The 23,912-nt window shown below is 59.0% G+C and carries 23 protein-coding genes; all 23 read right to left on the bottom strand.

What is annotated here, in order from left to right; translation table 11 throughout:
- Positions 1-129: 129 nt before the first annotated feature.
- A complete protein-coding gene (locus KB449_RS04350; protein ID WP_282907196.1) occupies positions 130-945 on the bottom strand; it encodes an ABC transporter permease in 816 nt (271 codons plus the stop codon).
- Positions 929-1,852, bottom strand: coding sequence for an ABC transporter ATP-binding protein (locus KB449_RS04345; RefSeq protein ID WP_282907195.1), 924 nt, complete (start codon positions 1,850-1,852; stop codon positions 929-931). Before KB449_RS04345 ends, KB449_RS04350 begins: the two co-directional genes overlap by 17 nt.
- Before the next feature lie 204 nt (positions 1,853-2,056).
- Positions 2,057-2,641, bottom strand: a complete 585-nt coding sequence (locus tag KB449_RS04340; RefSeq protein WP_282907194.1) for a P-loop nucleotide/nucleoside kinase family protein — start codon at positions 2,639-2,641, stop codon at positions 2,057-2,059.
- A gap of 105 nt (positions 2,642-2,746) precedes the next feature.
- Positions 2,747-2,974, bottom strand: a complete 228-nt coding sequence (locus KB449_RS04335; RefSeq protein ID WP_282907193.1) for a hypothetical protein — start codon at positions 2,972-2,974, stop codon at positions 2,747-2,749.
- Between the two features lie 185 nt (positions 2,975-3,159).
- Entirely contained in the window at positions 3,160-3,636 is a 477-nt protein-coding gene (locus KB449_RS04330) for a PilZ domain-containing protein (RefSeq protein ID WP_282907192.1), read from the bottom strand.
- Between the two features lie 32 nt (positions 3,637-3,668).
- Positions 3,669-4,199 carry a VanZ family protein gene (locus tag KB449_RS04325; protein WP_282907191.1) on the bottom strand — a complete coding sequence of 177 codons (531 nt, stop codon included), beginning with the start codon at positions 4,197-4,199 and terminating at the stop codon, positions 3,669-3,671.
- Between the two features lie 203 nt (positions 4,200-4,402).
- Complete coding sequence (locus tag KB449_RS04320) at positions 4,403-5,776, bottom strand: sugar phosphate nucleotidyltransferase (protein ID WP_282907190.1); 1,374 nt, start codon at positions 5,774-5,776, stop codon at positions 4,403-4,405.
- Positions 5,773-8,124, bottom strand: coding sequence for a glycosyltransferase family 4 protein (locus tag KB449_RS04315; protein WP_282907189.1), 2,352 nt, complete (start codon positions 8,122-8,124; stop codon positions 5,773-5,775). Before KB449_RS04315 ends, KB449_RS04320 begins: the two co-directional genes overlap by 4 nt.
- Positions 8,121-9,305: a glycosyltransferase family 4 protein gene (locus tag KB449_RS04310; protein WP_282907188.1), complete on the bottom strand. Its 1,185-nt coding sequence runs from the start codon at positions 9,303-9,305 to the stop codon at positions 8,121-8,123. The genes KB449_RS04315 and KB449_RS04310 overlap by 4 nt, the downstream gene beginning before the upstream one ends.
- Positions 9,302-10,039 (bottom strand): CatB-related O-acetyltransferase, encoded by a 738-nt coding sequence (locus KB449_RS04305; RefSeq protein WP_282907187.1) that lies wholly within the window; start codon positions 10,037-10,039, stop codon positions 9,302-9,304. The genes KB449_RS04310 and KB449_RS04305 overlap by 4 nt, the downstream gene beginning before the upstream one ends.
- Positions 10,036-10,716: a CatB-related O-acetyltransferase gene (locus KB449_RS04300; protein WP_282907186.1), complete on the bottom strand. Its 681-nt coding sequence runs from the start codon at positions 10,714-10,716 to the stop codon at positions 10,036-10,038. Before KB449_RS04300 ends, KB449_RS04305 begins: the two co-directional genes overlap by 4 nt.
- Positions 10,717-10,721: 5 nt before the next feature.
- The gene (locus tag KB449_RS04295) at positions 10,722-11,888 is read right to left on the bottom strand and encodes a glycosyltransferase family 4 protein (protein ID WP_282907185.1); all 1,167 of its coding nucleotides are present in this window, start codon (positions 11,886-11,888) and stop codon (positions 10,722-10,724) included.
- Entirely contained in the window at positions 11,885-13,069 is a 1,185-nt protein-coding gene (locus KB449_RS04290; RefSeq protein WP_282907184.1) for a glycosyltransferase family 4 protein, read from the bottom strand. The genes KB449_RS04295 and KB449_RS04290 overlap by 4 nt, the downstream gene beginning before the upstream one ends.
- Positions 13,066-14,028 (bottom strand): glycosyltransferase family 2 protein, encoded by a 963-nt coding sequence (locus KB449_RS04285; RefSeq protein ID WP_282907183.1) that lies wholly within the window; start codon positions 14,026-14,028, stop codon positions 13,066-13,068. Before KB449_RS04285 ends, KB449_RS04290 begins: the two co-directional genes overlap by 4 nt.
- A 28-nt stretch (positions 14,029-14,056) precedes the next feature.
- The gene (locus KB449_RS04280) at positions 14,057-15,367 is read right to left on the bottom strand and encodes a lipopolysaccharide biosynthesis protein (RefSeq protein WP_282907182.1); all 1,311 of its coding nucleotides are present in this window, start codon (positions 15,365-15,367) and stop codon (positions 14,057-14,059) included.
- Positions 15,368-15,391: 24 nt separating this feature from the next.
- Entirely contained in the window at positions 15,392-16,507 is a 1,116-nt protein-coding gene (locus KB449_RS04275; RefSeq protein ID WP_282907181.1) for a glycosyltransferase, read from the bottom strand.
- Positions 16,504-17,982 carry an O-antigen ligase family protein gene (locus KB449_RS04270; RefSeq protein WP_282907180.1) on the bottom strand — a complete coding sequence of 493 codons (1,479 nt, stop codon included), beginning with the start codon at positions 17,980-17,982 and terminating at the stop codon, positions 16,504-16,506. Before KB449_RS04270 ends, KB449_RS04275 begins: the two co-directional genes overlap by 4 nt.
- Before the next feature lie 14 nt (positions 17,983-17,996).
- Positions 17,997-19,067 carry a glycosyltransferase family 4 protein gene (locus KB449_RS04265; protein ID WP_282907179.1) on the bottom strand — a complete coding sequence of 357 codons (1,071 nt, stop codon included), beginning with the start codon at positions 19,065-19,067 and terminating at the stop codon, positions 17,997-17,999.
- Between the two features lie 58 nt (positions 19,068-19,125).
- Positions 19,126-20,493, bottom strand: coding sequence for a UDP-glucose dehydrogenase family protein (locus tag KB449_RS04260; RefSeq protein ID WP_282907178.1), 1,368 nt, complete (start codon positions 20,491-20,493; stop codon positions 19,126-19,128).
- Between the two features lie 29 nt (positions 20,494-20,522).
- On the bottom strand, positions 20,523-21,218 hold the full coding sequence (locus KB449_RS04255; RefSeq protein WP_282907177.1) for a sugar transferase: 696 nt from the start codon (positions 21,216-21,218) through the stop codon (positions 20,523-20,525).
- Positions 21,219-21,227: 9 nt separating this feature from the next.
- The gene (galU, locus tag KB449_RS04250) at positions 21,228-22,118 is read right to left on the bottom strand and encodes a UTP--glucose-1-phosphate uridylyltransferase GalU (protein WP_282907176.1); all 891 of its coding nucleotides are present in this window, start codon (positions 22,116-22,118) and stop codon (positions 21,228-21,230) included.
- Between the two features lie 220 nt (positions 22,119-22,338).
- Positions 22,339-22,989 (bottom strand): CpsD/CapB family tyrosine-protein kinase, encoded by a 651-nt coding sequence (locus KB449_RS04245; RefSeq protein ID WP_282907175.1) that lies wholly within the window; start codon positions 22,987-22,989, stop codon positions 22,339-22,341.
- On the bottom strand, positions 22,989-23,756 hold the full coding sequence (locus tag KB449_RS04240) for a YveK family protein (RefSeq protein ID WP_282907174.1): 768 nt from the start codon (positions 23,754-23,756) through the stop codon (positions 22,989-22,991). Before KB449_RS04240 ends, KB449_RS04245 begins: the two co-directional genes overlap by 1 nt.
- Positions 23,757-23,912 lie beyond the last annotated feature (156 nt).

Here is a 23,912-nt window from a genome sequence, read left to right as displayed (position 1 = left end):
GTATTTCTGCCGTGTTATCACGGGATTAATTATGCGAATGCAACACAAAAAAGCGCGGCCTCCGCAGCAATCGCAGAGACCGCGCTATCGCGCTCGAATACCGTTAATGCGAAACCGGACCGAGCCTTGTCAGGCCGATACGTCGCGCTTGGTGAACACCGTCCAGGAGATCACGTTAAAAATGACGAAGTAAACCGCCAGTACGCCCAGCGAGAACGCATAGGTCGTCGGATGATCGGGTACCGGGGTGCCGCCGTTCACGTAAGTGGACAGCCCGAGATGCGGGAACAGCACGTATTTAACCCATGCCTTGTCCGTCAGCGCCAGCAGTCCCGAGATCATGCTCCCGGAGAACAGCAGGAACAGCGACAGTCCGATCGCGAGGCCGCTGCTGCGGAATGCGGAGGACAGCATGAAGCCGAAGGTGACGACCACGATCAGCGTAATGAATTCATCGAGATAATACCGAAGCGCGTATGCCCAGGGCGAGCTGCCCGCGAGCGGCGACTGTTCGGAGATCAGGTTGGCCGGATTCGCCGTATAGCCGAAGGCGATGACGTTGCCCAGCCAGGTTACCGCAAAGCCGACGACGGTGAACAGCAGCGCGAACAGAACGATCGAGATGAACTTCGACAGCAGGATCGACGAGCGGCTCCACGGACGAATCAGCAGCAGCTTGATCGTGCCGCGGGAGAACTCGCCCGCGACGGTCTCCGAAGACTTGACGACCGCAAAAATCGTGATCAGAAGGAACAAAATCTGGGATTCGAGCATCATCGCTTCCCAGTTGTTCGCATTTTCTTCATCGGCGAGCAGGGCCAGCGCAACCGTGAACAACAGCGGGATAAGGACCGTAATGCCCAGCATGATCCACGTGCTGACCCGGCGATAAATTTTCATATTTTCGTTTTGCACGAGATTCCAGAAGCTAGCCAATGGTCTCACCCCCGGTAACCTCGAGGAATTGGTCCTCGAGCGACTTGAGCTTGACGCGGATGCCGTAGACCCGGATCCCCGCCGCGACCAGCCGGGCGTTCATGTCGGCGATCGTCTCGCGGTCGGCCGTCACGGTGAAGCCGCCTTCGGCGAAGCGCGCGGAGCCGCGGCCCTCCAATACGGTCACGGCCTCGCTCGGGCGGTCGACATCGAACAGCACTTCTTCCAGTCCTGCGACCGCTCCCGCCGATTCGGCGCGCAGCGACCGGATGTCGATGAGCTCGCCCTTCTGGATGATGGCGACGCGGTCGCACATAAGCTCCATCTCGGAGAGGAGGTGGCTCGATACGAACACGGCCGTGCCTTCTTCCCTGGACAGCTTGCGCAAATAGTCGCGCAGCTCGCGGATGCCCGCCGGGTCGAGGCCGTTGGTCGGCTCGTCCAGGATCAGCAGCGCCGGACGGTGCAGGATCGCCTGCGCGACGCCGAGCCGCTGGCGCATGCCGAGCGAATACTTCTTGACTTTGTCGTGAATGCGGTCCTGCAGGCCGACCAGCGCGACGACCTCGTCGATGCGCGCCTTGGTGATGCCCGGGTTCATGCGTCCGAAGTGAATCAGATTCTGATAACCCGTCAGGTATTTATACATCTCCGGGTTCTCGACGATGGCGCCGACGCGGGCGATCGCTTGGGGAAAGGATGTCTTGACGCTATGGCCGGCGATCGAGATATCGCCGCCCGACATCGTGATCAATCCGACCATCATGCGGATGGTCGTCGTCTTGCCTGAACCGTTGGGGCCGAGGAATCCGAACACTTCGCCGGGATTCACTTCAAGCGTGAGACGATCGATGATCGTCCGGCCGCCAATGCGCTTCGATACGTTCTGCAGGCTGACGACGGGCGCTTGGGACATGATTTCTCCTCCGTATGTAGATTTGTAAATCTTCACCATTATAGCAAATGTCGACAGGCGCGACCAAGAAGGATAATCGGGCTGTCGGCAAGGGGAACTTGGGATAACGGAGAATTGGACTTCAAGAGAATGAGACATAAGGAGACGGAGACATAAGGAGAATGGGACTTAAGGAGAATTGCGGCAAGGCTGGAGGAGGGGCTGTCAGCCGTAAATGAACCGTTCGATCTCTTCCGCGGCGCGATCGGGGGATGCCGTCGAATTGTCGACGTACAAGACGGCATTCGACGGCAGCTGCCAGGCAACCGTCTTGCGGCCCAGGCTTAGGCTGAATCGCTCCCAATGCGCGAGCTTCCATTGATCCAGTGAACCGCCTCTGCCCGCGATTCGTTCCTTGTACCGCGATTCGTCCGCCAGAAATACCGATACGACCTTGACCCGGACGGCAGCCGGATCCAGACCTGCACGGCCCAGCTCGTCGCTCAGCCACGCAGGATCGTTCAACTCCCGGGAAAAAGGACCGATGACGATCGCATCCGTGCCGATCGCGACATTCTCGAGCGCGGCATCCATCGTGATCCGATAGCCGAGGTCCCGGCATAGCGCCTTATATGCCTCCGAATCCCTGTCCGTCGGATCGAGCCCGGCCTGGGTCATGAGCGCTTCGGCCGCCGGACGCAGCATGGTGTCCATGTCGAAAAGTGCGACATGACGACGTGCCGCCACCAGCTTGGCCAATGTCGTCTTGCCGGCCCCCGCGCCGCCAACTACGAAGATCAAGTTTGCCATCGCCTTCGATCCTCCGCTCATCCCGTTTTCTATCATTATCGGGCCATGGCTGCGGAGGGTCAAGCGATAGACCGGAGACCGGCGCGTCGCCGCAAGGATCGGAAGCTAGATTGCGATCATGACGGAGGAAGGCGTGCGCCAATCCTCGCTTTTCTGCAATTTGAGCAGTTCCGAGGAACTTCCGGTCTCGCTTAGTCCGTGCTTCGCGCAACAGCTCCGGCAGCAGCCCAGCGGATAGATAACCGTGTAGTAGCCCGACTTAAAAAGCAATCTCGCTTCTTTCAATCCTATCAGCTCATTGCATGCCACGCAGTAGAATTGACCTTGATTCATCGCGAGCCGCCTCCTGTCCTATACTCAGGATCGCCATCCATTACACAGTCTGTAACATATTGATACATCCTGTATCTTATTACTTGATCTTACTTACCCACTTCTTGCTTGTCAAGCACGAATTGTTCTATTTCAATCTGAATTAATTTTAATTGATAGCGCTTACAAATTTATAGAAAGAAAAACTACCGCCGCAACAGTTTATCCAGTTGCGAGCGGTAGAGACGATGAATACGGCTTTGATGCGGACAAGTTTTCAAAATCAGCGCATTGAGAAGGCGAACTAGCAGAATCGTTTCCACCGCGCCGGACGCGAATTGAAGGCCATACCGGTACCCGTATTCGTCTTCGCGGCACCAGACGATCCTGCCTTTAATCTTCATCGTCATGCCTTCGAGCTGCCAATCCATCAGATATAACGCGTCTTCTCTTAGCGGAAGCCGAAGTGCCGTGCGGACCGAGCAGCCTCCCGGGCTTAAGTCTAGCATTTCGACCAGAGCGGGCGGCAGCGTCGGGCGAACGTCGCCGAGCCGGACGATATGAATGCGTGCCGAAGCTCTGCCGTTCAATCGCAAGCGAATCTGACGGCGCTGCTCCCGCTTGTTGTCCGGCTGCGTCGATATACGGCTCATTTGCTCCGGCTCGAATGATTCGAGTTGCATGATACACCCTCCGTCAATAGAGAATAGCGGCGTCAACGGGGCGAAGATCCGGCCCGCCGCCGTGCCGCTTTGATCGAGCCCGCCGCCATCAGAAATATCGCGGCCGCAAGCAGCCCGCCGACAACGTCCAGCAGCACGTCGACCGGTTGGCCGGTTCTGCCGGCGATGCGCGCCTGGTTCCACTCGTCTACGCATGCGGCCGCCGCCAAAAGGACTGCAGCCGCGCTTAGCCGCAGAAGCGCGCTCGGCGCGAGGCGCGGCAGCGCCTTCAGCGCAAGATAGAGACTGACGCACAGCATCGCGTACCAAAATACGTGGGCGCCCTTGCGAAACAAAAACTCGATGAATTGGTAAGGAGCCTGCCGGGCTGAAACGAGCGAATGGCCGTACCGGAACGAGATGTCGGGCAGCATGCCGGACAACCGATACTCCGAAATATGGCGACGCAGCAGCGGGATAATGCTCTGCTCGCCGTACGTTTGGGACGAGAAAAAAAAGATCAGCGCCAGGCAGGCGACGGCCGGCAGCGCCCGAGCGAGCCGCGCGGCTCCGGCGCTGCTCACGCCTCGCGCCCTTCTTCGCCGTTTTCCTTGCAGGGCGCCGGCGATCTTCGGCGGGTCCCCATCGGCACGACGGACAAGCCGTTGACGCAATAGCTCAGCCGATACAGCATGTCATGCGCTTTTTTCTTGCCGTAGATTGCGCAGTACGTGCCGCCGTTGTAATGCAGGCCCCATTTGACGAACTTGTTCTTGCCAATCGGATATCACTCCCCTCCGCCGATAGACGCCCGATCCTTCCCGTCCCAAGCCGCCTCCCTGACATCGTCGACGGACAGGTCAGTCCCGATCTGCACCTCGACCAGCGACAGATCCGTCAACGCGAGCATGCCGTGCTTCGCGGCTGCGGGGATATGCACGACATCGCCCGCCTTCATTTTGCGCCAGATTCCGTCCAGCAGCAGCTCGCCCTCGCCCGAAGCGACCGTCCATGTCTCGCTGCGAAACAGATGCGCATGGTACGGCAGCTGCTTGCCGGCATGCATCTGGATCAAACCGACCTTCGTGACCTTGTCCGCCCCGGATACGCTGCAATCGAGCACCCGGTAGGATCCCCACACGCGTTCCTCGAACATCGGCTCGTCGTCCCGGCTCCCTACGATTTCCTTCACCTTGGGGCTTTTTTGCTTGTCGGCCACCAATATGCCGTCCGGACTGGCGGAGACGATCACGTTCTGCAGCCCGAGCAGCACGATCGGCAGCCCAAGCTCGTTGACGATATGCGACCCCGTGGATTCGTCGCATTTCGTTCCGTTGCCGATGACGCCCGTCTTGATCTCTTCGGTGAGCGTGTTCCACGTCCCGAGATCCTTCCAATAGCCGTCATACTCCGAGACCGCGATCGTGCCGGCTTGCTCGACGACCTCATAATCGAAGCTGATCTTCGGCATCCTTTCGTAGCTGCGGACCAGCTCTTCGTAATTGATGGGCAGCTGCTTTTCGATCAGCAGATCGATCAGCATGCCGAGGCGGAACGCGAATACGCCGCAATTCCACAGCGCACCCTCCCCGATGAGCCGCTTCGCCTCTGCCTCGGACGGCTTCTCGGTGAACCTGCCGACAAGCTGCCAGTCGGACGAAGTGACGCCGCTCGCGGGCTTCGGGACGATATAGCCGTATTTCTCGGAAGGATGGAGCGGCTTGACGCCCATCAACGCAAGCGGCGCGCCGGACGTCCGGAGCACGCGATCCAGCTCGGCGACGCGGTCGAAAAAACGATCCTCCACGTACGGATCGACCGGAAGCACGGCGACCGTCTCCTGCAGCGAGACGCCTTCGATCGCGTACAGGTAGACGGCGGCCAGCGCGATCGCCGGAAACGTATCCCGGCGATTCGGCTCCAGCACCATCGGAACTTCGCCAAGCTGCGAGCGGATCATCTCCGCCTGATTGCTGCCGGTCGCGATATAGGCGTCCCTCGCGAGACCGGAAGCGCCGAGCTGGCGCCATACGCGCTGAACCATCGATTCCATCGTGCCGTCCTCGCGCTCGAGCACTTTCAAAAACTGCTTGGACCGGGTCTCGTTGGAGAGCGGCCACAGCCGCTTGCCCGATCCTCCCGACAATAAAACCAGCTTCATACGACCGCTTCCTTTCTTTGTCCTGCCGGACTTGCCGCCGGCTGCTCTCTGGCGGACAGCGCCGCGGATACGGCCGCCCGGATCTCTCGCTCGAACCGCTCTTCGCCGAAGCCCGCCGCATACGCGCGGATGCGCGCCGGGTCCCAGGTCCACGACTGGAATCCAAGCAGCGTCCGCGCGAGCGACTCGCGCGTCTGCTTGTCAAAAAACAGACCGTTCAGGCCCTGCCGGATCGTATCCTGCGCTCCGCCTTCCCTGTAGGCGATGACAGGCCGCCCGCAAGCGTTGACCTCCAGCGGCGTGATGCCGAAATCCTCGACGCCCGGAAATAGGAGCGCGCGGCATCCCCGCATGAGGCGCTCGACTTCGCCGTCCGGCAGGCGTCCGAGAAAAGAGACGTTCGGGCCCGCCAGCCGCGCTAGCCGCTCGCGGTCCGGGCCGTCGCCGACGACGATCAGCCGCTCGCCGAGCAAGGAACAGGCCTCGACGGCCACATCGATCCGCTTGTAGGAGACGAGCCGCGAGACGACGAGATAATAGTCGCCGGGCGCGCGCGCCTCTGATTTTCCACGGCTGAACCGTTCCGTATCGACCGGCGGATGGATGATCGCCGCCTGCCTGCCGTAATGGTCGCGAATCCGCTCCTGCACGATGCTCGAGTTGGCGATCAGTTCGTCCGCCCCGGCCGTGTTGGCCGCATCCCAGCGGCGCAGCGGCGCGATCATGAGACGCGACAGCTTCTTTACCGCTGCGGACAGCTCCATGTCCTTGACGTAATTGTCGAAGTCCCAGGCGAATCGCATCGGCGTATGGCAATAGCACACGTGCACGGCGCCTTCGGGCACGCGCACCCCTTTGGCGTAAGCGCTGCTCGAGCTGATTATCAGATCGAAGCCGCTCAGGTCCATCGACCGCACCGCAAGCGGATACAGCCAGAAAAAAAGCTTGAAGCGCTTGTTGATGCCCGGAATGCGCTGCATCCACGTCGTCCGGATATCCGCCGACCGGAGATCCGCGGGCAGCTTGGCCCTGTCCGCGATCGTCGTAAACACGGGGGCGTCCGGATAGATGCGCAGCAGCGAAGAAACGACGCGCTCCGCCCCGCCCATCTGGTTCAGATAATCGTGGACGATCGCTACCCGCGGTCCCGCGCCACGCACTGGACGAAGCTCGCGATAAAGCGCTTCGACCTTGGCGACTGTCGAGGTGATGCCGAATTTCTCCCGGATGCGGACGAATGCGGCACGTCCCATCCGTTGCCTGCGCTCCGGGTCGGTCGCGAGCGCGCCGATGCTGTCGGCCAGCGCCGGAACGTCGCCGATCCCGTAGAGCATCCCGGTCTCGCCTTCCGTCACAATCTCAAGAACGCCGCCGGCCCTCGTTCCCACAACCGGAATTCCTTCTGCCATGGCCTCGATCAGCACGCGGCCGAAGGGCTCGTTGTCCGAACATAAGACAAGAAGATCCGCCGCCCGGCAGATCTCCTTGATATCGCTTCTAAAGCCGGTGAATACGACGCGTCTCGCCAGGTCCGGCGCGGCGGCCATCGCCTTCAGCCGTTCGGCGTACGCCATGTTTTCCTCCCGGAACTTCGGCTCGCCGACGATCCAGAGCTTCACGTCCAGCCCGCGCGCGAGCAGCAGCCGGAGCGACTCGATCGCATCCTCCTGCCGTTTCCACGGCGCGATCTGGCCGATGATCGTCACGACGACCGTATCCGGCGATGCGCCGAGCTCGCGGCGGATGCGGTCGCGGTCCGCCGCCCAATCGGTATCGTCCTCGCTATCCAGGGGGACGCCGTTATGGATGACGGTGGCAAGCTCGCCCACCCTGGCCTCCAGGCCGTCCAGAATCACCGGCGTAAGATCGTCCCCCAATTCGGCGGTTCCCTTTTTCACGGCTTCGGAGATACAGACAAGCGAGCTCGCCTTGCGTGCCGCAACCGTCTTGACGAGCCTCCCGATCAGACCTCCCGGCATATGGTCCCGAATATGCCAAATGACGGGGACGCCGCGCAGGCGCGCGAACAGGGATACCGTCAGACCGCCGCGGATCGAATTTGCATGGACGATATCGATTCCTTGTTCCCGCACGATCCTGGCGATCTGCCGGCCTTCTGCTGCCATACCAAGCAAATGGCGGGCCAGTCTGAGCGGATTCCGGGTCATTCGCGCGCGGTAGCCCGGCACCGCCACGTGTTGAAGCCCCGAGGCTCGTGCCCGTTCGGCCAACTCGCCGGAAGGACAGAGCAATAGGGGCTCAGCTTCGCGAAGGTGGGTTGCCATGGCTAACAAGCTGATCTCCGCGCCGCTAACATCGGCCGTGTGGTTGTAGTAACCGACCTTCATCGGGCAGACCTCCTCCTGCGCGCTTCTAATGTCGCTTCAAATACTTCGGTGACCCGTCCCGCGACTTCGGACCATGTGTAGCGCTCCAGGACATGCTTCCGGCAATTCTCGCGACTCGGCAAGCGGGCGTCGCCGGCAAGCCAGCGTTTAATCGTCCTGGCCATCGCCTCCGCCGACTCGTCGTCAAAGAGCAGCGAAGGCTCGAACGCCTCCAGTATTTCCCGCGTACCGCCGTTCGGCGTTCCCAGCACAGGCGTGCCGCAAGCGAGAGACTCAACGGTCACCAGGCCGAAGCCTTCAAGCGTGACGGTCGGCACGACGCTGCAATCGGCGGCTTGGAACCACTTCACTAACAACTCGTTAGACAAGCGCCCGGTAAATACGACTTTTCCGGCTAACCCGAGCCTGGAAGCCAGCGATTCCAGCTCGCTGCGCATCGATCCGTCTCCTGCGATAACGAGGAGCGCTTCAGGATGCTCTGCGGATACCGCCGCCATTGCCTGAATCAGCCTGTCGATTCCCATCCTTCTGACTAGCCTGCGCACACAAAAGAGTACGCGCTGCCCCTCTCCGATACCGAGCTCCGCGCGAACCTGGCGAACGCTCTCGGCCGGCCGAAAGCGTAACGCATCCACGGCCCCCGGAATCCGTACGATACGTTCTTCGGGGATCCCGTAATCGCGCTTTAAAATCTCGGCAAAGTGCCGGCTTAGCACGATAAACCGATCCGACCGCCGATAGGCCAGGCTCTCTACCGATTTTTTCATACGATAACGAAGCAATCGAGCCGTCGATGCTCCCTTGTCCTCCACCATCGATTCCTCCGCCCAAGGACCGTGAAAATGCGTAACAATCGGAATGTCCCGAGGCAGCCTGCCTCTATTAACGAGAGATGCGTACAACGCAAAATGAGGGTTGTATACGTCCGGGATCCAGGATTGTCCGCCCCTGCCGATCGCCCTTCGAAACGCCCGCATCCGATCCCAGGTTCCCGTTCCGTCGCCGCTGCCCGGGACGGCCTCTACATATGCCGGCGCCGTAGGCCGATCTCCGTCCGCGGTGACGAGCGCCCGCAGCTCGTGACCCGCTTCCGTCATCGCTTGCGAATAATCCGCAAAATACCGGTTTAACCCGCCCGGTTTGTGATCGATCCAGCCCATGCCCGTCGTTAAAATATTCATACCGCTTCCCCCTTGTCGGCAGCCTCCGCTTGCTCCGGATTGTCGTCAGCTTCGCAGCGCCTTTCCCCGGTCGTCAACTCGCTCAAGAACGCTTGGGGATCCGCGAACAGATGCCTTATGCGCGCGATCTCATCCGCTTCTTTTTCCCACCAACGGCTCCTCAGCAGGCGCTCTCTTTGTTCCACGCCAAATCGGTATCGCGCGACTTTGGCAGGCGCGCCGACAACGATGGCGTATGCCGGTACCCGACCAGTGACGATTGCCCCCGCTCCGATGACGGCGCCGTCTTCGACGATCGCTCCGCGCAGCACCTGCGCGCCGGCGCCGATCCAGACATCATTGCCGATAACGGGCGCGGGCTTGGGCTGCGTCCAGCCGGGCTCGCCCGCCGCTTCGCGCGGCATCGTCAAGCCGTCCTCGCAATACCAGAAAGGATGCGTGGATACCGCATCCAGCGGATGATCGTCGCCCCCGATGAGCACATTCGGCCCGATCGAGCAAAAAGCGCCGACACTGCCCGAGTCGATCAAAGCTCCACCGCGAACGTAACTGTAACGCCCGACGGATACGGACGGACTTACTTTCGCAAGCGGCAAAATAAAAGCCGTCTCATGAATGAGCGGCTGATTTTGAACGTTTTGAGTCGTCCAATATTGAAGGAAAGCATGCAAACGCAATGCGACAGTTTTTTTCAATTTCTTCAGTCGGTTGCGGCCGTTTGGATTATCGTTCATATGGCCCGCTCCCCCAGCTTCTCCGCCGGATCGCCGACCGATTGCCGGCACTGGGCAAGCAGAGCCGCCGGATCGCCGAAAAAAGGAGCCATCTGCCGCAGCCTGGCGGTATCCCATTCCCACCAGCGCAGTTCGCGAAGCGCCGCGGCGGTCGTATCGTCGAACAGGGTTCGGATGACCTTGGCCGGCACGCCGCCAACAACGGAATAGGCCGGTACGTGTCCGGTTACAAGCGCTCCGGCCGCTACGACCGCGCCGTCTTCGATGACCGCGCCGCGCAATATCGTCGCCCCCGCGCCGATCCATACGTCGTTGCCGATGACGGGGGCCGGTTTGGACTGAGACCATCTGCGCTCGGTGGCGCGAAGCCCGGGATGGTCCGGCGCGTACCAAAAAGGATGTCTGGAGACGCCGGAAAGCGGGTGTTCATCCGCCCCGATGGTCACGTTCCAGGAAATCGAGCAGAACGCGCCGATCGAGCCTGCATCCGCATGAACATGATAGCCGATGTACGTATGGCGTCCGATCTTCACGTCCGGATGAATTCTGCAGCCGCTCTCGATGGTGACCGTAAGATCGGCATCGGGACCGCCTCGCTGCACGGACCAGTATTGAATAAAACGAAGCAGTCGTTGCAAGTTCGAGGCGAGCAATATCTTAAACGAGCGCGTCAGCATGCCATTCACCCCCAAGCCGGACGCAGCGCGCTTGCGTAGCGCCTGGCCGCAGCGACCGCATCGTAATTTCTCGCTTTGCGCGCCGCGGCCTCGCCCATTGCGAGCCGTCTTGGCTCGTCGTTCTTGAGCAGCGCGATCGCGTCTGCGAGACGCCGCGGATCTTTGCTCGGCACGACGAGACCGTCCTTGCCGTCCTCGATCAGATCCTGCATGCCTGTCTGGTCTGTCACGACGGCAGGCAGGCCTGACGCCATCGCTTCCAGCGGCGCAAGGCCGAAGCCGTCCTCCACGGAGGCGTGTACGTAAAGGTGGGCTTCCCGAAGCGCCGGCAGCGGATCCCCGCTCGCATGGCGTACCGCTACGCCCATCGTTCTGTAATGCTCGATCGTTTCCCGTACGGCTCTCCAGCCGATACCGCCGATCAGCACGACTTCGATCTCGGGATCATTCAGGAGCCGAACGGCTTCGAGCAGGTAAATAAACCCTTTTCTCAGCGTGATCTGCCCCACTTGTACGATGCGGAACTTCGAGCCGTTCGGTCTGCGCCGGTATTCCGGCGAGGGTCCCGTAAATCTGTCGGTATCGATGCCAAGCGGCGCGTAGAGCAATCTCTCGGCAGGCACGCCGCGGCTGATAAAGCTGTCTCGCTGAAGGGCCGACGCAATCGTTATAAAATCCGCAAGCTCGTACTCCCGCCGAACCCGGCGAAGCCATTGACGAGAAAAAGGCGATCCGCCCATTCGATATTTTCGATGCTCGGCTTCGGTCACTTCATAGACATGGTCGGCATGCGTCGTAGCAGCTTCCAGCACGGTGACCCCGCCCCAACGCTTCACCTTTTCGAAAGATTGTTCCGCGAATCCGGGAAAGCAATGATAAACGATCGGACGTTCCGGCAGACGCTCCGCGGCCCTGGCGTCGAATTGGCGCCCGATCAGGCTCGACTGGATCGCCGGAGACCACCGGATAGGCGTATATTTCATCGCCCGCGTCCAGGCTGGCGCGGGAATGGCGTGACAGCGTTCAACGGGCAGCTTCGATGTTTGGTCCCGGCACAGGATCTGGATGGGACGCCCGGCTGCAAGAGCCGCTTTTTGAATAAAGCTGAGATGCCCGCCAAGTCCGCCTTCGCCGAACCCGGACGAGCTTCCGGCATAGATCGGTAACATCATTTTCCGACGATCTCCTTTCCGAGGTCGAGGCTCATCGCCACCAGGTCCTCGATCAGATTCGTGCGCTTGTCCGCGTCCGAGTGGATCGGAACCGCAATTTTCCTTGAAAAATCATCCTTTGAAGCTTTTATGATCGTTTCGGCCAGATCCTGGATATTGGCGTGCTTCGCGGTATACACGCCATCCATGTACGATTGCCATTCCGATAAGCCGCCCGCGTCAAATACGACGACCGGCTTTCCTCTGCGCCTGGCCTCAGGTACGACAAGCCCTGCCGGTTCCGGCCAGACGGACGGCACGACCAGCATATCCGCCTTGTCGTAATAGGCGTCGATGGCCGAGCCGCTCACATGCCCCGTGAAAACGACCTCGCCGCGCAAGCCCAGCTCAAGAGCAAGAGCTTTCATTTTATCCGTAAACCAGCCGTCCCCGACGATCGTCACCCGGACGCGGTGACCGCCGTCCAACAGACGCCGAACCGCCCGCAACAGGTACTGCACGCCCTTGGTATAGTTAATCCTTCCGACATATAGCAACTCCAGCTCTTCCTTGGCGTGTCGTCGCTGCAATGGAGGATACACCGTCATATCGTCGTCGTCGAAGGAGTTGTCGATCACTCTCAGCCGTTCAGGTTCGATTCCTTCCAGCGCCAGAAAATCGCTCGTCGAGCGGCTGACCGCATAAACGCGGTCGCAGCCGCGCAGCGCTCCGATCAGTCCCCCGCTCCGCTTCAATGCCCTTAGCGCCTCAAGCGGCGAAATGTCCGTACCGCATTTGCGCGCATACCATCTGAACAAGCATCCCGCGCCTGTCGGGTGCACGCAAATCTCGTCGGCATCGCGAAACAGCCGCGCCCCCGACGGGCAAAGCGGACGATGAACCGTCGCGGTGACAGGCGCATACGCCGACAACAGCTCGGCGATCCCTGCCGTTTCCGGACCTGCGTGCCACACGATCAGATCGGGCCTAAAGCGGGCCGCCAATGCCCTCCACGCCTCCCTGTCTTCCGGGAGACGGCTGACATCGATGCGCTCTTCTCCCCAGTCGTGCCGCGAATCCAATTCCATCACGACGACTTTTGTCGTAATCGTGCGTTCGTTCAGACGCTTCGTGAATTCGTAAATGAACCTTTCCAGCCCTCCGGCGGGGCCGAAGTGATCCGCGATTTGCAAAATGTTCATTCCCGCTCACCAATCCCCGCATTCGCTGAACCGAGTCGAGCGCTTTGGGCGCCGGTCATCCATTGTTTCAATCCTCGCCAATACCCCCGCTGCCCCGGTATGAAAGACGATACGACGATGCGTTCTCCGCGAATCCAGGCGATCGCAAGCCGCATTAAACCCGGCGATGTCCTGTCTCCTATCAACGCCGCATAAACGAGACGCGCTGTCGCCCGGAACGAGCCGCCCCATCTGAGTATGCCGAGCTGCAGATTGTACGCGGCATTGGCGGCAGCCTCGGGAACGGCTTTGCCGCGCTGATCCTCATCGAAACGGGGTGCAGGATAATGGTCCACGACGGCCGACGCGTCGTAAATAAGCTTGTAGCCGAGCCGCCTCGCCCTGAGACACATATGAACCTCGAAATGCGCTTGCGCGCCTGTCCCGTGCAAGTCATAAGGAAAGACGGCAAGTTCCCTGCGAAACGACATATTTACACCCTTGAGAACGTCCGCTTCGCGAGCGGGACCGTCGCCGACGTGATGGTTGCCGATCAGCTTCCCGTACCAGGTAACGATGCCGACGCCGCATCCCGGCTTGGCCGGAATGCCAGGCTGAACGTCTCGTCCTCCCGTCCCGCCCACCAGCGGATCCGCATAGTGCCGAACCAATTTTTCCAGCCAGTCCGGACGCGGGACGGCATCGTCGTCCGTAAAAGCGACAATGCTTCCGTCGGCCTGCTTTGTCCCCGCCTTCATCGCCGCAAGCACGCCCGTTTCCGAAACTTCTACGACCGATTTTCTGTAGCCGGAAGGGGAATCGATCCAGCGCCGGGTCAGCGCTTTCGTCTCTTCGTCGCTGTCCCTGACGACAATCGCGACGTCATAACTCGAATATTGCTGTCGACTCAGCCCCTCCAGGCAACGGGCCAGATCGTCCGGCCGCCTGTACGAGGGAACAATGACGGTTACATGCAGCATCCCGCACCCTCCAACAGATTGATGAGATTTAACCTTCTGACCCGGAATTTACGGCGGGCCTCCGCATAGCTCTGATCTTTCTTCTGTCCAGCATGCTTACGTCGGGCTTGAACAAATCGGTAACGGACAAACCGGACCGGCAAGCGACAATCGTCGCGTACAGCCATTTGACGGCAGCTGCAGCCAGCATGGCAATGGCTGCCGACATCCCGCCCGAGACCGGCAGAAGCGCCAGCATGATTGCAAATCCCGAGGATAAGCTGACGATCTCGGACAGCGTCACGGCATGGAACTTGCCGATGGTGTTCAAATAGTTGATGAGTACGGCACTGCATATCCGAAGCGGAGAGCCGGCAAGCAAGAGAAGTCCCATCCAAACGGCAGGTTCGTACGCTCGTCCGTAGAGCAGCGGCAGCGCAAAGGGAAGAAGAGCGGCGCCGGCTGCGGTAACCGCCAGGCTGCCGTAAAACAAAAGGGCGTGGATACTCTCCACCTTGCGCTGACGCTGTTCCTCGTTCAAATCCATCAGTTTTGGCCATAAAAATACGCCAAGCGCGCCGAAGACAATCGAAGGCAGCAAGCCGCCTATGCTCGAAGCGACCGCGTACAGACCGAGCGAGTACGGAGATAAAGCAAGAGATAGCACAAGCTGATCGAAGTTCCCCCCGAAAATGGCAACGATCGAACCGCCGAAAATCTTGACGCCGTTCGACGTAAGATCCTTGGCCTGCGTCCGAAAGTTGCGCAGCGTGGGGCGGATCGCACGGACGACCCAGATCATGGTCAATACGAATGTAAGGGCGCCCCAAAGCACCGTATTAAACCAGATCAGACCGCCCACCGTTAACCGGCCGGACGCTTCCAGACCGCCGATGACCGCGATTTGTCCAAGCGGACTGAGAATGCGAAGAAACAGCACTTTTTTAAATTGGTTGCGGCTTTGCAGCGCGCCAATCAATCCGTCGGTCAGCACGGCGAAGGGCAGGCACAGCATGGCAATGCGGGCGTATGTCAGAAGCTCGCCCGATTCGTCGCCCATCAATAAGGGCAGCGCCAGCTCGCCGACGATCAATCCGAACGCGCCGAATCCGAGGCCAAGGATCAAGTAGGCGCCGAGCAGCTCCCGCTGGCGTCCTTGATACTGTTTGCCCAAGTAGATCATGGCACCGGGCAAGCCTACCGCGAACAGTCCGATAAGCAGCATCGCCCAACGGGTAGCCGCCGCGAACTCCCCTCTGGAATAAGGGCCCAGCCACCTTGCCATCATGATCCCGGTTACGATGTTGAGCGCCATGACTGCGATATTAAGCATGAAGCTGGATATGAACAGGCGCTTCACGAGAAATTCCCCTTTCTGCGTGCATTACGATGACAGCGACCGCTCGAGCAATTCGCCGAACCGCTCGCTCATGACCTGCGATGCATAGGCTTCTCTGGCCCGGCTCGCCGCCGCCGTGCCGATCTTCTCGTAGGTGCCGCGGCTAGATACGATCCGGGCCATCCAGCGGCTCAAGTCGTCCTCGCTCCCGTCATACAGGATGCCGTTAACGCCGTCTCGCACGATCTCGGCCGGCCCGCCGCTGTTAACGGCCAATACGATCCGGCCGGCAGCCATCGCCTCGACGACAACCATGCCGAAGGGCTCGGAAATGGAGCTGCTGACCACGACGTCGCTCGCCCATAAATAAGGCTCGATCCTGCTCTGATGGCCAACGAAATGAACCTGCCCGGACAGTCCGGCGGTCGCGACCATCCGTTTTAACTCATCCTCAAAGTCGCCGTCGACGCCAAATAACGCACCGCCTACGATCAGCAGCTGTGCGTCCTTTCCTTTTAGCGCGTTATGAAACGAGCGAATCACCATATCCGTCCGCTTCCATCTCTGCAGGCGGCCGATGAACGAAAACAGGGTGGTGGAGTCCGCCAATCCGAACGAAGCGCGAACCGAACGCCTTATCTCGCTGTCCGCCTCGTAAGTGGCGATCGGGATGCCCGGAGGCTGCACGAAGGTTGGCCTTGGTGCCCATACCTTGCGCTGCGCATCGGATATGACGGACGATGGACATACGACGGCTTTGGCAGGCAGCCAGCTCACCGACTTGTCGAACAGTCCGCCCGAAGGCACGCCATGCTGCCACCAAATAGCGGGCACCTTTTCGATCCATGCGGCCGTTCCGCCGTAAAAGTGCGGCTTGGGCGACCAGCTTACGACGATACGCGCCTTCGAATGGCGTATCACTTGACGAATCGCGCCTACCGTTCGCGAAAATCGAATGGGCTGCCTGATCCGACCGGAGGGGATGACGTGCACGTTTAACCCTAATTCGCTTATCTGCGCCGCCATGGGCCCTTCATCCAGCAGCACGATCTCCGGCCGGAAGCGTTCCCTGTCCACCCGTTCTAGCCAGTTCATCAGCACGCGTTCAGCGCCGCCAAGCGCTGCGACATGATTGACGACGACAACTGGAATCGCGCTCATACCGTCATCCTTTCCCGCTTCAAATGCAATTCTTCCTTCGATGCAACGTTATCTTGATCTTCGATTCTGCCAAGCGCCAGTCCCGTGAACAACCAGAAGATGACAGCTTGCAAGGTCGCAAGCTCTCCTCCGAAAAAGAAGCTTGCGAGCAGTCCGAAGAGCGTAATCAAACCCAATGTTCGAAAGGGGCCCGTGCCGCTGCTATGGATAAGCCTGCCTTGAAGGTACATCGCTCTGAACACAAGCACCCCGCCCAATAAACCGAAGGTGGCAAATACGCCCAAGTACCCGTTATCGACGGAAGCTAGGCTGGAAAAGTCGGTCGAACCTCCGTTGAGCAGCGTGCTTCTGCCGATGCCTCCAAATCCGCTCCCGAGCGGATGGGAGATCAGATCGGGAATCGTATTCAGTACGATGAGCAGCCGGGCATTCGCGGAAGCATCCTCCTTTAAATTGCCCATCGTCGATATTCGATCCGACAGCGCATCTCCCCCCGGAAGATGCGGAAATACGAGAAAACCCGCAACGACGAGCACGCCCACGATGCTGATCATCCGAAGCCTGCTGGCGCCGGAAGCTAGCAGTACATAAAGAACGATCTCAATGATCAGAACGATCCACGACGCCCTCACGAGCGTGATAGAAAGCGCGGAGATCATTAACAAAATACCGGCCCAGCCGAACGGACCGCGCCATTTGCGGTTGATGATCGCGGGCATGATCGCGGAAACGAGGAAAATGGAGAAAGCGCCGTTGGCGTTCAGCGTGGAGAACGCTTTGAACATCATCGGATCGGCTGGTCCCAGAGAGACCATTTTGGCCCCTTCGATCCACATTTTGTCCCAGGCAGGCAAGTACAGATACTGAAACCAAGCGTAAATGGACAGCAGCGAGCCCATCGTGACATAAAACCGGATCCATGCCGCCCGCTCTCTGTCGTCCGACTTGCGCAGCATCATGTAGAAGAAGAGGAATAGAGGCGCGAAATAATTGAGCACCCCGTAAAAACCTGCGAGCTTGTTAAGAAGCACGCCGATCGCGCCCGCATAAATAAAAGGCAGCATAAACGCCTTCAGCGCTTGAAGCTCTTTTCTGGAAGTCGCTCGGTCTCTTCGAAGCAGCGGCAACGCCAGCAGCGAAGTCGTTAGAACGGGAGACAGGCTGAGCAGCGTCAGCGTGGAATACGACCCCAGAACCGCCCAATCCATCAATCTGCGTATTTCCGGCCCGACCAGCCAGATCAAGATGACGTAAGATATCAGCTTGGAGGAGTTCGTCGCCGCGAGAATAAAACCGGGGATAAGGATCAGAATCAGGATCGAAGCTTGCAGCAGCCACTCGGGCCGTAAAATGACCGTCTTGCCGATCCACGCGGAGACGCCCAAACCTATCGTTAGCATCGCCGCCTTTTGAACGACCGGCATCCACGCATTTTTTTGCTTCGTTCGTATGCTTGCAACGTCCGTCGCTCTCAACCTTTATCCCTCATTTATCGCGTATTAATCCCGACCGCTCCCGCGCCCGCCAGTAAAAATTCGTCAACCAGCACGGACCAGTCGTGATTCCTTGCCCAACGGAGAGCCGGGGCCGTCCAGCGCCCGTGACCGACAGGCTCACGCAGCGACTCGATTAACGCGTCCGCCAGAGCGCCGTCTTCTACGATTCGCCCATATTGCCCGCCGTCCAACAGCTCGATAGCGCCAGGGTTCGGCGTCGTCACGACCAGCGTGCCGCTGGCCATCGCCTCCAGATAAGGAATGCCAAAGCCTTCGTATGTCGATGGCATGCAAAAAACATGAGCCTGTCTATACAGATCGGCCAATCGCTCCTGCGAAACCATTCGAAAATAAGTGACGCCGGGAGCTTCCTCACCGGGCTCGCAAACCATCCACAGCTGCGCCGACGGAATCGAAGGCCTGATCCGCTCGTTGAACAGCTCGAGCAGCCATCTCCCTCTCTTACGGCTATCAAGTCCCCCTACGAACAACAGCGTAGGCGCATCGTTCTTAGGACCCGGGGAAAAGCGTCGCGTATCGACGGGAAGATGCACGATCCGGTCGGCCGCTCTCTTCGGATACAGCCTCTTGGTATCCCTCGAATTAAACAGCGTGACGGTCGAACGCACGGCCGAGATTTGCTCGAGCGCGTATTGCAGCAGCAGATTGGCTTTTCGAATCGCGCGCTTGTTGTGCGTCATCTCTCGCCAGGCGCTGCCGTGCATGATCCTGACCCATGGTGCCCCGGACCGTCTCATCGCCCAATCGTCGCCGCTCGAAAGCACGAGATCGTAATCGTCGAACGACAGCTTCCGTCCTAATAACGGTGCCGTATAGTAACGGCGCAATCTGCCCTGCGTCGCATTCTCCGCAACGGTCACGATCCGGTACGCGGCATTCTGCACCTCTTCGGCCGTTCGCACCGAATAGGCAGTAACGCGATGTCCCATCTCGCTTAACCGGTTGCACAAGCGATGGTTAAAATGGCTCACGCCGCCCGTGCGCTCCCGGTCGGACGGAAGCTCGTAGGCGATGACCGCTATCGCCTTGCTTGTCGTGCCCACAATCCTCATCCTTTCCGACGGCATTCTTCTTCCCTGCCATTCATGTCTTCCTTGCCGTTCAGGTCGAGAGTGCCGCCGAGGGCAACGCGCGCATCCCTACCCCGTAATAGTCCAGCCAGCCTCTGTCGGAGACCGGCAAAGCGTTGCGGCCGTCCACGAAAATAGGCTGCCTCATCCGCTGGCGATATGTACGTCCTCCATAATTCAGGTAGACCGGCCATTCGGTCACGAGCACCGCCGCATCCGCGTCCTGGAGCGCTTCGTCCAGATTCGTCGTCGTCTTCGCCTCGGCGGGCAGCAATGCCTTAGCCGCAGGCAGGCCGACCGGATCGTGCGCCGTAACGCATGCGCCTTCGGCAAGCAGCGCCTCGATGATCGGCAGGCTGGGCGCTTCGCGCATATCGTCCGTTTCGGGTTTGAAGGTGAGGCCCAAGATCGTCACCCGCCGGCCGTCAAGCGCGCCCAAGGCGCTGCGAAGCTTTCCGACGAGCACGTATTTCTGGAACCGGTTGACTTCGATCACGGAGGATAACAGCTTAAAATCGTAGCCGCTCGTGCCCGCAATGTGGTGCAGCGCTTTGGTATCCTTCGGAAAACAGCTTCCGCCGTAGCCGATGCCAGCCTGCAAAAACGCCTTGCCGATACGGGAGTCGGATCCCAATATCCCGGCGATCTCCGAAACGTCCGCACCGACGCGATCGCACAGGTTGGCCATCTCGTTAATAAAGCTGATTTTCATAGCCAGAAAGGCGTTGGCCGCATACTTGCCGAGCTCCGCGCTTTTCAGATCCACGGCAAAAAAGGGAACCGACGCAAGGCCGGGCGGCCTGGGAGCAAGCGCGGGAGGAGAAAAATCCTGTCGGAGGAGCGGACCGTAAAGCTCTTTTAACGCCGCTTGAGCAGTCGGAGAGCCGCCGGCGACGATTCGTTCGGGATAGAGCGTATCCGGCATCGCGCTGCCTTGACGGAGAAACTCCGGATTCGAGGCAATCTCGACGCGATGGGAGATTCCGCGGGATGCCGCCATCGCCGCCAGCTTATCGCCGGTGCCGACGGGTACCGTGCTTTTATTGACGACGAGCGTCGGGGTCTGCTTTTCGGCTATGCCGTCCAGTACCGTTTCCATGGCCGCGTACAGGTAAGCAAGCTCCGGAGCGCCCTCCGCCTTTGCCGGCGTACCCACGGCCAGAATGACGATATCGGCGGTTCCGACAGCTTGCCGGCATTGTGCGGTAAAACGAATCCGTTCCCCGCTCGCTGCAAGCATCTCCGGCAAGCCGTACTCATAAATCGGAATATGGCCGTCCCGCAATTGCCGGACCTTGCTCTCGTTCGTATCTGCGCACACGACCTCATGCCCGATATAGGCCAAGCAAATGCCCGTTGTCAGGCCCACGTAGCCCGTGCCGATCACCGTTACTTTCATCGTTAACCTCCGGCATCGCCATGCGTTTCTTAAAACGCATCGCTTTTCAAAATCATGACCTTGAACGTACGGAATATCAATCCGATATCCATGCGCAGGTTCCGGTGGCGAATGTAATATAAGTCGAGCGCTACCATCTGCTCGAAGCTCAGTCGGCTTCTCCCGCTGACCTGCCACAATCCCGTGCAGCCCGGAATGACATGCAGCCGTTCCCGCTCCGCGATCGTATATTGCTCCACCTCTCGCGGCAGCGAAGGTCTCGGACCGACGAGGCTCATCTCTCCCGTCAGCACGTTCCAGAGCTGGGGCAGCTCGTCTAGGCTCGTCTTTCGCAGCAACCGGCCGATTCTCGTAATTCTCGGATCGTTTTTCATTTTGAACATTTTGCCCTGGATCTCGTTAAGCTGCAGCAGTTGTTCCAGCCTTTGCTCCGCATCTACGGCCATCGACCGGAACTTGAACATCGTGAACTCTTGTCCCCACTTGCCGACCCGCACCTGCCTGAACAGGACGCCGCCGCGCGGATCGTCGATCTTGATCAAGACGGCCACCATGACCATCAGCGGACTCAGCACGACCAATCCGATCGCCGCCATCAAGATATCGAGCAGCCGCTTGGAACGTTCGTAAGATCGATGCGATCTCGGCGCGCTCCTCGCGAGCCCCGCTGAGGGATAGGAGACGCCGGCGTATGCCATTTCCATTTCCTTGGAAGATTTCGCCATGTGTCCTCCTTAACTGATCGCGCCAGTCGTATATGCGGACTGCATGAGAATCTCCATGGCTTCCAGCAGCGGTTTACGAAGCTCCTCGTTCTGCAAGGCAAAGTCGATCGTCGTTAAAATGAAGCCCAGCTTTTCGCCCACATCGTACCGCTTCCCAGAGAAATGGTAGGCGTACGCCTGCCGGACAGCGTTCAGCTTGGAGATCGCATCGGTCAGTTGAATCTCGCCCCCGACGCCTTGTTCCTGCAGCTCGAGAAACGGGAAGATCTCGGGCGTTAAAACATATCGCCCCATAATGGCCAGATTGGACGGCGCCGTGCCGAGAGCCGGCTTTTCAACGAAATTGGCCACCTTGTACATCGGGCCGTCTTTGCTGGCGGGATCGATAATGCCATAGCGCTGCGTCTCCTGATCCGATACCGGCTGCACGCCGATAATCGGCGATTCGGTGTGCTCGTATTGATGGATGAGCTGCTTGAGGCAAGGCACCTCGGAGCGAACGATGTCGTCGCCGAGCAGGACGGCAAAGGGCTCGTCGCCGATAAACCGGCGCGCGCACCAAACCGCGTGGCCAAGTCCCTTCGGTTCCTTTTGCCGGATGTAGTGAATCTCGACCTTCGAGGACCGTCGGACCTCCTCCAGCAGCTTGAGCTTCCCCTTCTCGGCCAGGTTGCTCTCCAATTCGAAGGCGTGATCGAAATGATCTTCGATCGACCGCTTGCCCTTGCCCGTCACGATAATGATATCTTCGATGCCCGATTCCACCGCTTCTTCTACGATATATTGGATCGTAGGCTTATCGATGATCGGCAGCATCTCCTTCGGCATAGCTTTGGTAGCGGGCAAGAACCTGGTGCCCAGCCCTGCCGCGGGAATAATCGCTTTGCGGACTTTGCTCATAAAACTGCGTCACCTCCGGTCAGTCTTTCGAAAATCAATAAAAATAGAAATCGGGGCATCTAACCCCTCCTCACGCCACACCCTTGACGATGCACGCCTAAGGTGACGAATCACCCACAGCATGGCCGAGTGCCTACGGTGATAAAGGTCCGGTAGGCATTACCTTGCGTCCGTCGATACGACGCATCGATTTATGTAGAAGTCTTTTATCCGTAGTCCTTTATCCGTTGCGTTCGGCCTTATTAAGCACGATTCCGAGCAATGGCGTTCCGTTCTGGGAGAGCGTCTTCGCGGTCTTCTGCAGCTCGGCCCGCTTCGTGCTCGCGTACGCGACGACGAGCACGACGCCATCTGTAGCGGCAGCCACGATCTGCGCGTCGGCCGCGGCCGTCAAAGGCGATGCGTCCACGATGACGCGATCGTAACGACCTTTCAGCTCTTCGAACAGCTCTGCGAGTCTGCCCGAGGACAGCAGCTCGGTCGGCCCTGGCAGTTGATCGCCAGCCGTAATCACATGAAGATTGGAATAGCCGGATTCTTTAACGATGTCTTGAAGCGTCTGCTGGTTAGCCAGGTAGTTGCTTAGCCCGTCTCTGCGAAGCTGCCCCAGAATCGCATGCAGCGTAGGCCTCCTCAAATCCGCGTCGATCAAAAGCACCTTTTTGCCGGATCTCGAGTAGGCAAGCGCCAGATTGACCGCCGTTGTCGTCCGGCCTTCGCCCCATTCGGTGGAGGTGATCGTAATCGCTTCGATCGGATTTTTGTTCGACAGAAATTCAATGTTGGCCCTTAGCGTGTGGTACGTTTCGGAGACTGGCGAAAAGGGGTTGCTGTCCATAATAGTCGCGGATCTCAATGCGGGGGTGGTCATCAGGCTTTGCCCTCCGTTCTAATCGTTGCCGTTGCATGGACAGGCCGCTCGGCCCCTTCTGCTTTTTTGAGTTTCCGGCGAAAGTCTCTCTTTCGTATGCGGGGAACGACCGCGAAGGTTTGCACCCCGAATAGCTGCCAGATTTCCTCTTCGGATTTGATTGACGTGTCCAAATACTCTAAAAGAACGATAACGCCGGTCGCCAGCGTGAAGGCGACGAGAAAAGCAATCATCATATTTTTAGTAAGGCTTTGACCGGTAGGAGCGGTGGGTTCATTTTCTTTAGCCTTGTTCAGGACCGTCACATTGTCTACTTTCATGATCTTGGGAATCTCCGCCTGGAACACGTCCGTCACGGCGTTTACGGCCTCGGCGGCCCGTGCGTAGCTCGTATCGCGCGCAGCGATGACCATGACCTGGGTCTCGCCGAGAGGCCGCACGGTGATCATGCCCGTAAGCCCATTCGATGTGAGTCCCAGATCGGGATATTGTTCGACGACCTTATCCATAATGGCCGGCGATAAAATGATTTGCGCATACGTTCCCATGAGCTGCATGCTCACGCCAATTGCGTTGAGATCCATCTGCTCGCCGCCGAGCACCTGGGACGTTTTGTTCACGATCAGCTTGGTGCTGGCCGAATAGTAATCGGCCTCCATGCTTCGCGAATAAAAGAAAGCGGAAGCGCAGGCCACCAACACCGCAAGAACAATGACCCAGAAGCGCTTCTTGACTGCCGTCATGTACTTTTTGAATTCCAGATCCATGTTTATCCGCCCCTAAGCATTAATGTGGTGATACAGAAGATTGATTTGGACGATGTGATGTAAACAAAGGATACACTTCGTATCCTAGGACAGCATTAGTTTATGATACAATTTGTATCCTGTCAAATGATTTTTGGAGTTTTGTCGGCTTCGTCC

This window comes from Cohnella hashimotonis (assembly GCF_030014955.1).
Lineage (GTDB): Bacteria > Bacillota > Bacilli > Paenibacillales > Paenibacillaceae > Cohnella > Cohnella hashimotonis.
The sequence above is the reverse complement of the archived record's forward strand: the minus strand, read 5'-3'. Positions and strand labels throughout refer to the sequence as shown.

What these genes read in the sequence shown, in the direction of transcription:
- KB449_RS04285 (WP_282907183.1), bottom strand. Translation starts at nt 14,028, where the DNA reads ATGCTGCATGTAACCGTCATTGTTCCCTCGTACAGGCGGCCGGACGAT.
- KB449_RS04330 (WP_282907192.1), bottom strand. Translation starts at nt 3,636, where the DNA reads ATGCAACTCGAATCATTCGAGCCGGAGCAAATGAGCCGTATATCGACG.
- KB449_RS04275 (WP_282907181.1), bottom strand. Translation starts at nt 16,507, where the DNA reads ATGAGCGCGATTCCAGTTGTCGTCGTCAATCATGTCGCAGCGCTTGGC.
- KB449_RS04240 (WP_282907174.1), bottom strand. Translation starts at nt 23,756, where the DNA reads ATGGATCTGGAATTCAAAAAGTACATGACGGCAGTCAAGAAGCGCTTC.
- KB449_RS04320 (WP_282907190.1), bottom strand. Translation starts at nt 5,776, where the DNA reads ATGAAGCTGGTTTTATTGTCGGGAGGATCGGGCAAGCGGCTGTGGCCG.
- KB449_RS04305 (WP_282907187.1), bottom strand. Translation starts at nt 10,039, where the DNA reads ATGAACGATAATCCAAACGGCCGCAACCGACTGAAGAAATTGAAAAAA.
- KB449_RS04310 (WP_282907188.1), bottom strand. Translation starts at nt 9,305, where the DNA reads ATGAATATTTTAACGACGGGCATGGGCTGGATCGATCACAAACCGGGC.
- KB449_RS04260 (WP_282907178.1), bottom strand. Translation starts at nt 20,493, where the DNA reads ATGAAAGTAACGGTGATCGGCACGGGCTACGTGGGCCTGACAACGGGC.
- KB449_RS04295 (WP_282907185.1), bottom strand. Translation starts at nt 11,888, where the DNA reads ATGATGTTACCGATCTATGCCGGAAGCTCGTCCGGGTTCGGCGAAGGC.
- KB449_RS04290 (WP_282907184.1), bottom strand. Translation starts at nt 13,069, where the DNA reads ATGAACATTTTGCAAATCGCGGATCACTTCGGCCCCGCCGGAGGGCTG.
- KB449_RS04300 (WP_282907186.1), bottom strand. Translation starts at nt 10,716, where the DNA reads ATGCTGACGCGCTCGTTTAAGATATTGCTCGCCTCGAACTTGCAACGA.
- KB449_RS04345 (WP_282907195.1), bottom strand. Translation starts at nt 1,852, where the DNA reads ATGTCCCAAGCGCCCGTCGTCAGCCTGCAGAACGTATCGAAGCGCATT.
- KB449_RS04335 (WP_282907193.1), bottom strand. Translation starts at nt 2,974, where the DNA reads ATGAATCAAGGTCAATTCTACTGCGTGGCATGCAATGAGCTGATAGGA.
- KB449_RS04315 (WP_282907189.1), bottom strand. Translation starts at nt 8,124, where the DNA reads ATGAAGGTCGGTTACTACAACCACACGGCCGATGTTAGCGGCGCGGAG.
- KB449_RS04245 (WP_282907175.1), bottom strand. Translation starts at nt 22,989, where the DNA reads ATGACCACCCCCGCATTGAGATCCGCGACTATTATGGACAGCAACCCC.
- KB449_RS04340 (WP_282907194.1), bottom strand. Translation starts at nt 2,641, where the DNA reads ATGGCAAACTTGATCTTCGTAGTTGGCGGCGCGGGGGCCGGCAAGACG.
- galU (WP_282907176.1), bottom strand. Translation starts at nt 22,118, where the DNA reads ATGAGCAAAGTCCGCAAAGCGATTATTCCCGCGGCAGGGCTGGGCACC.
- KB449_RS04255 (WP_282907177.1), bottom strand. Translation starts at nt 21,218, where the DNA reads ATGGCGAAATCTTCCAAGGAAATGGAAATGGCATACGCCGGCGTCTCC.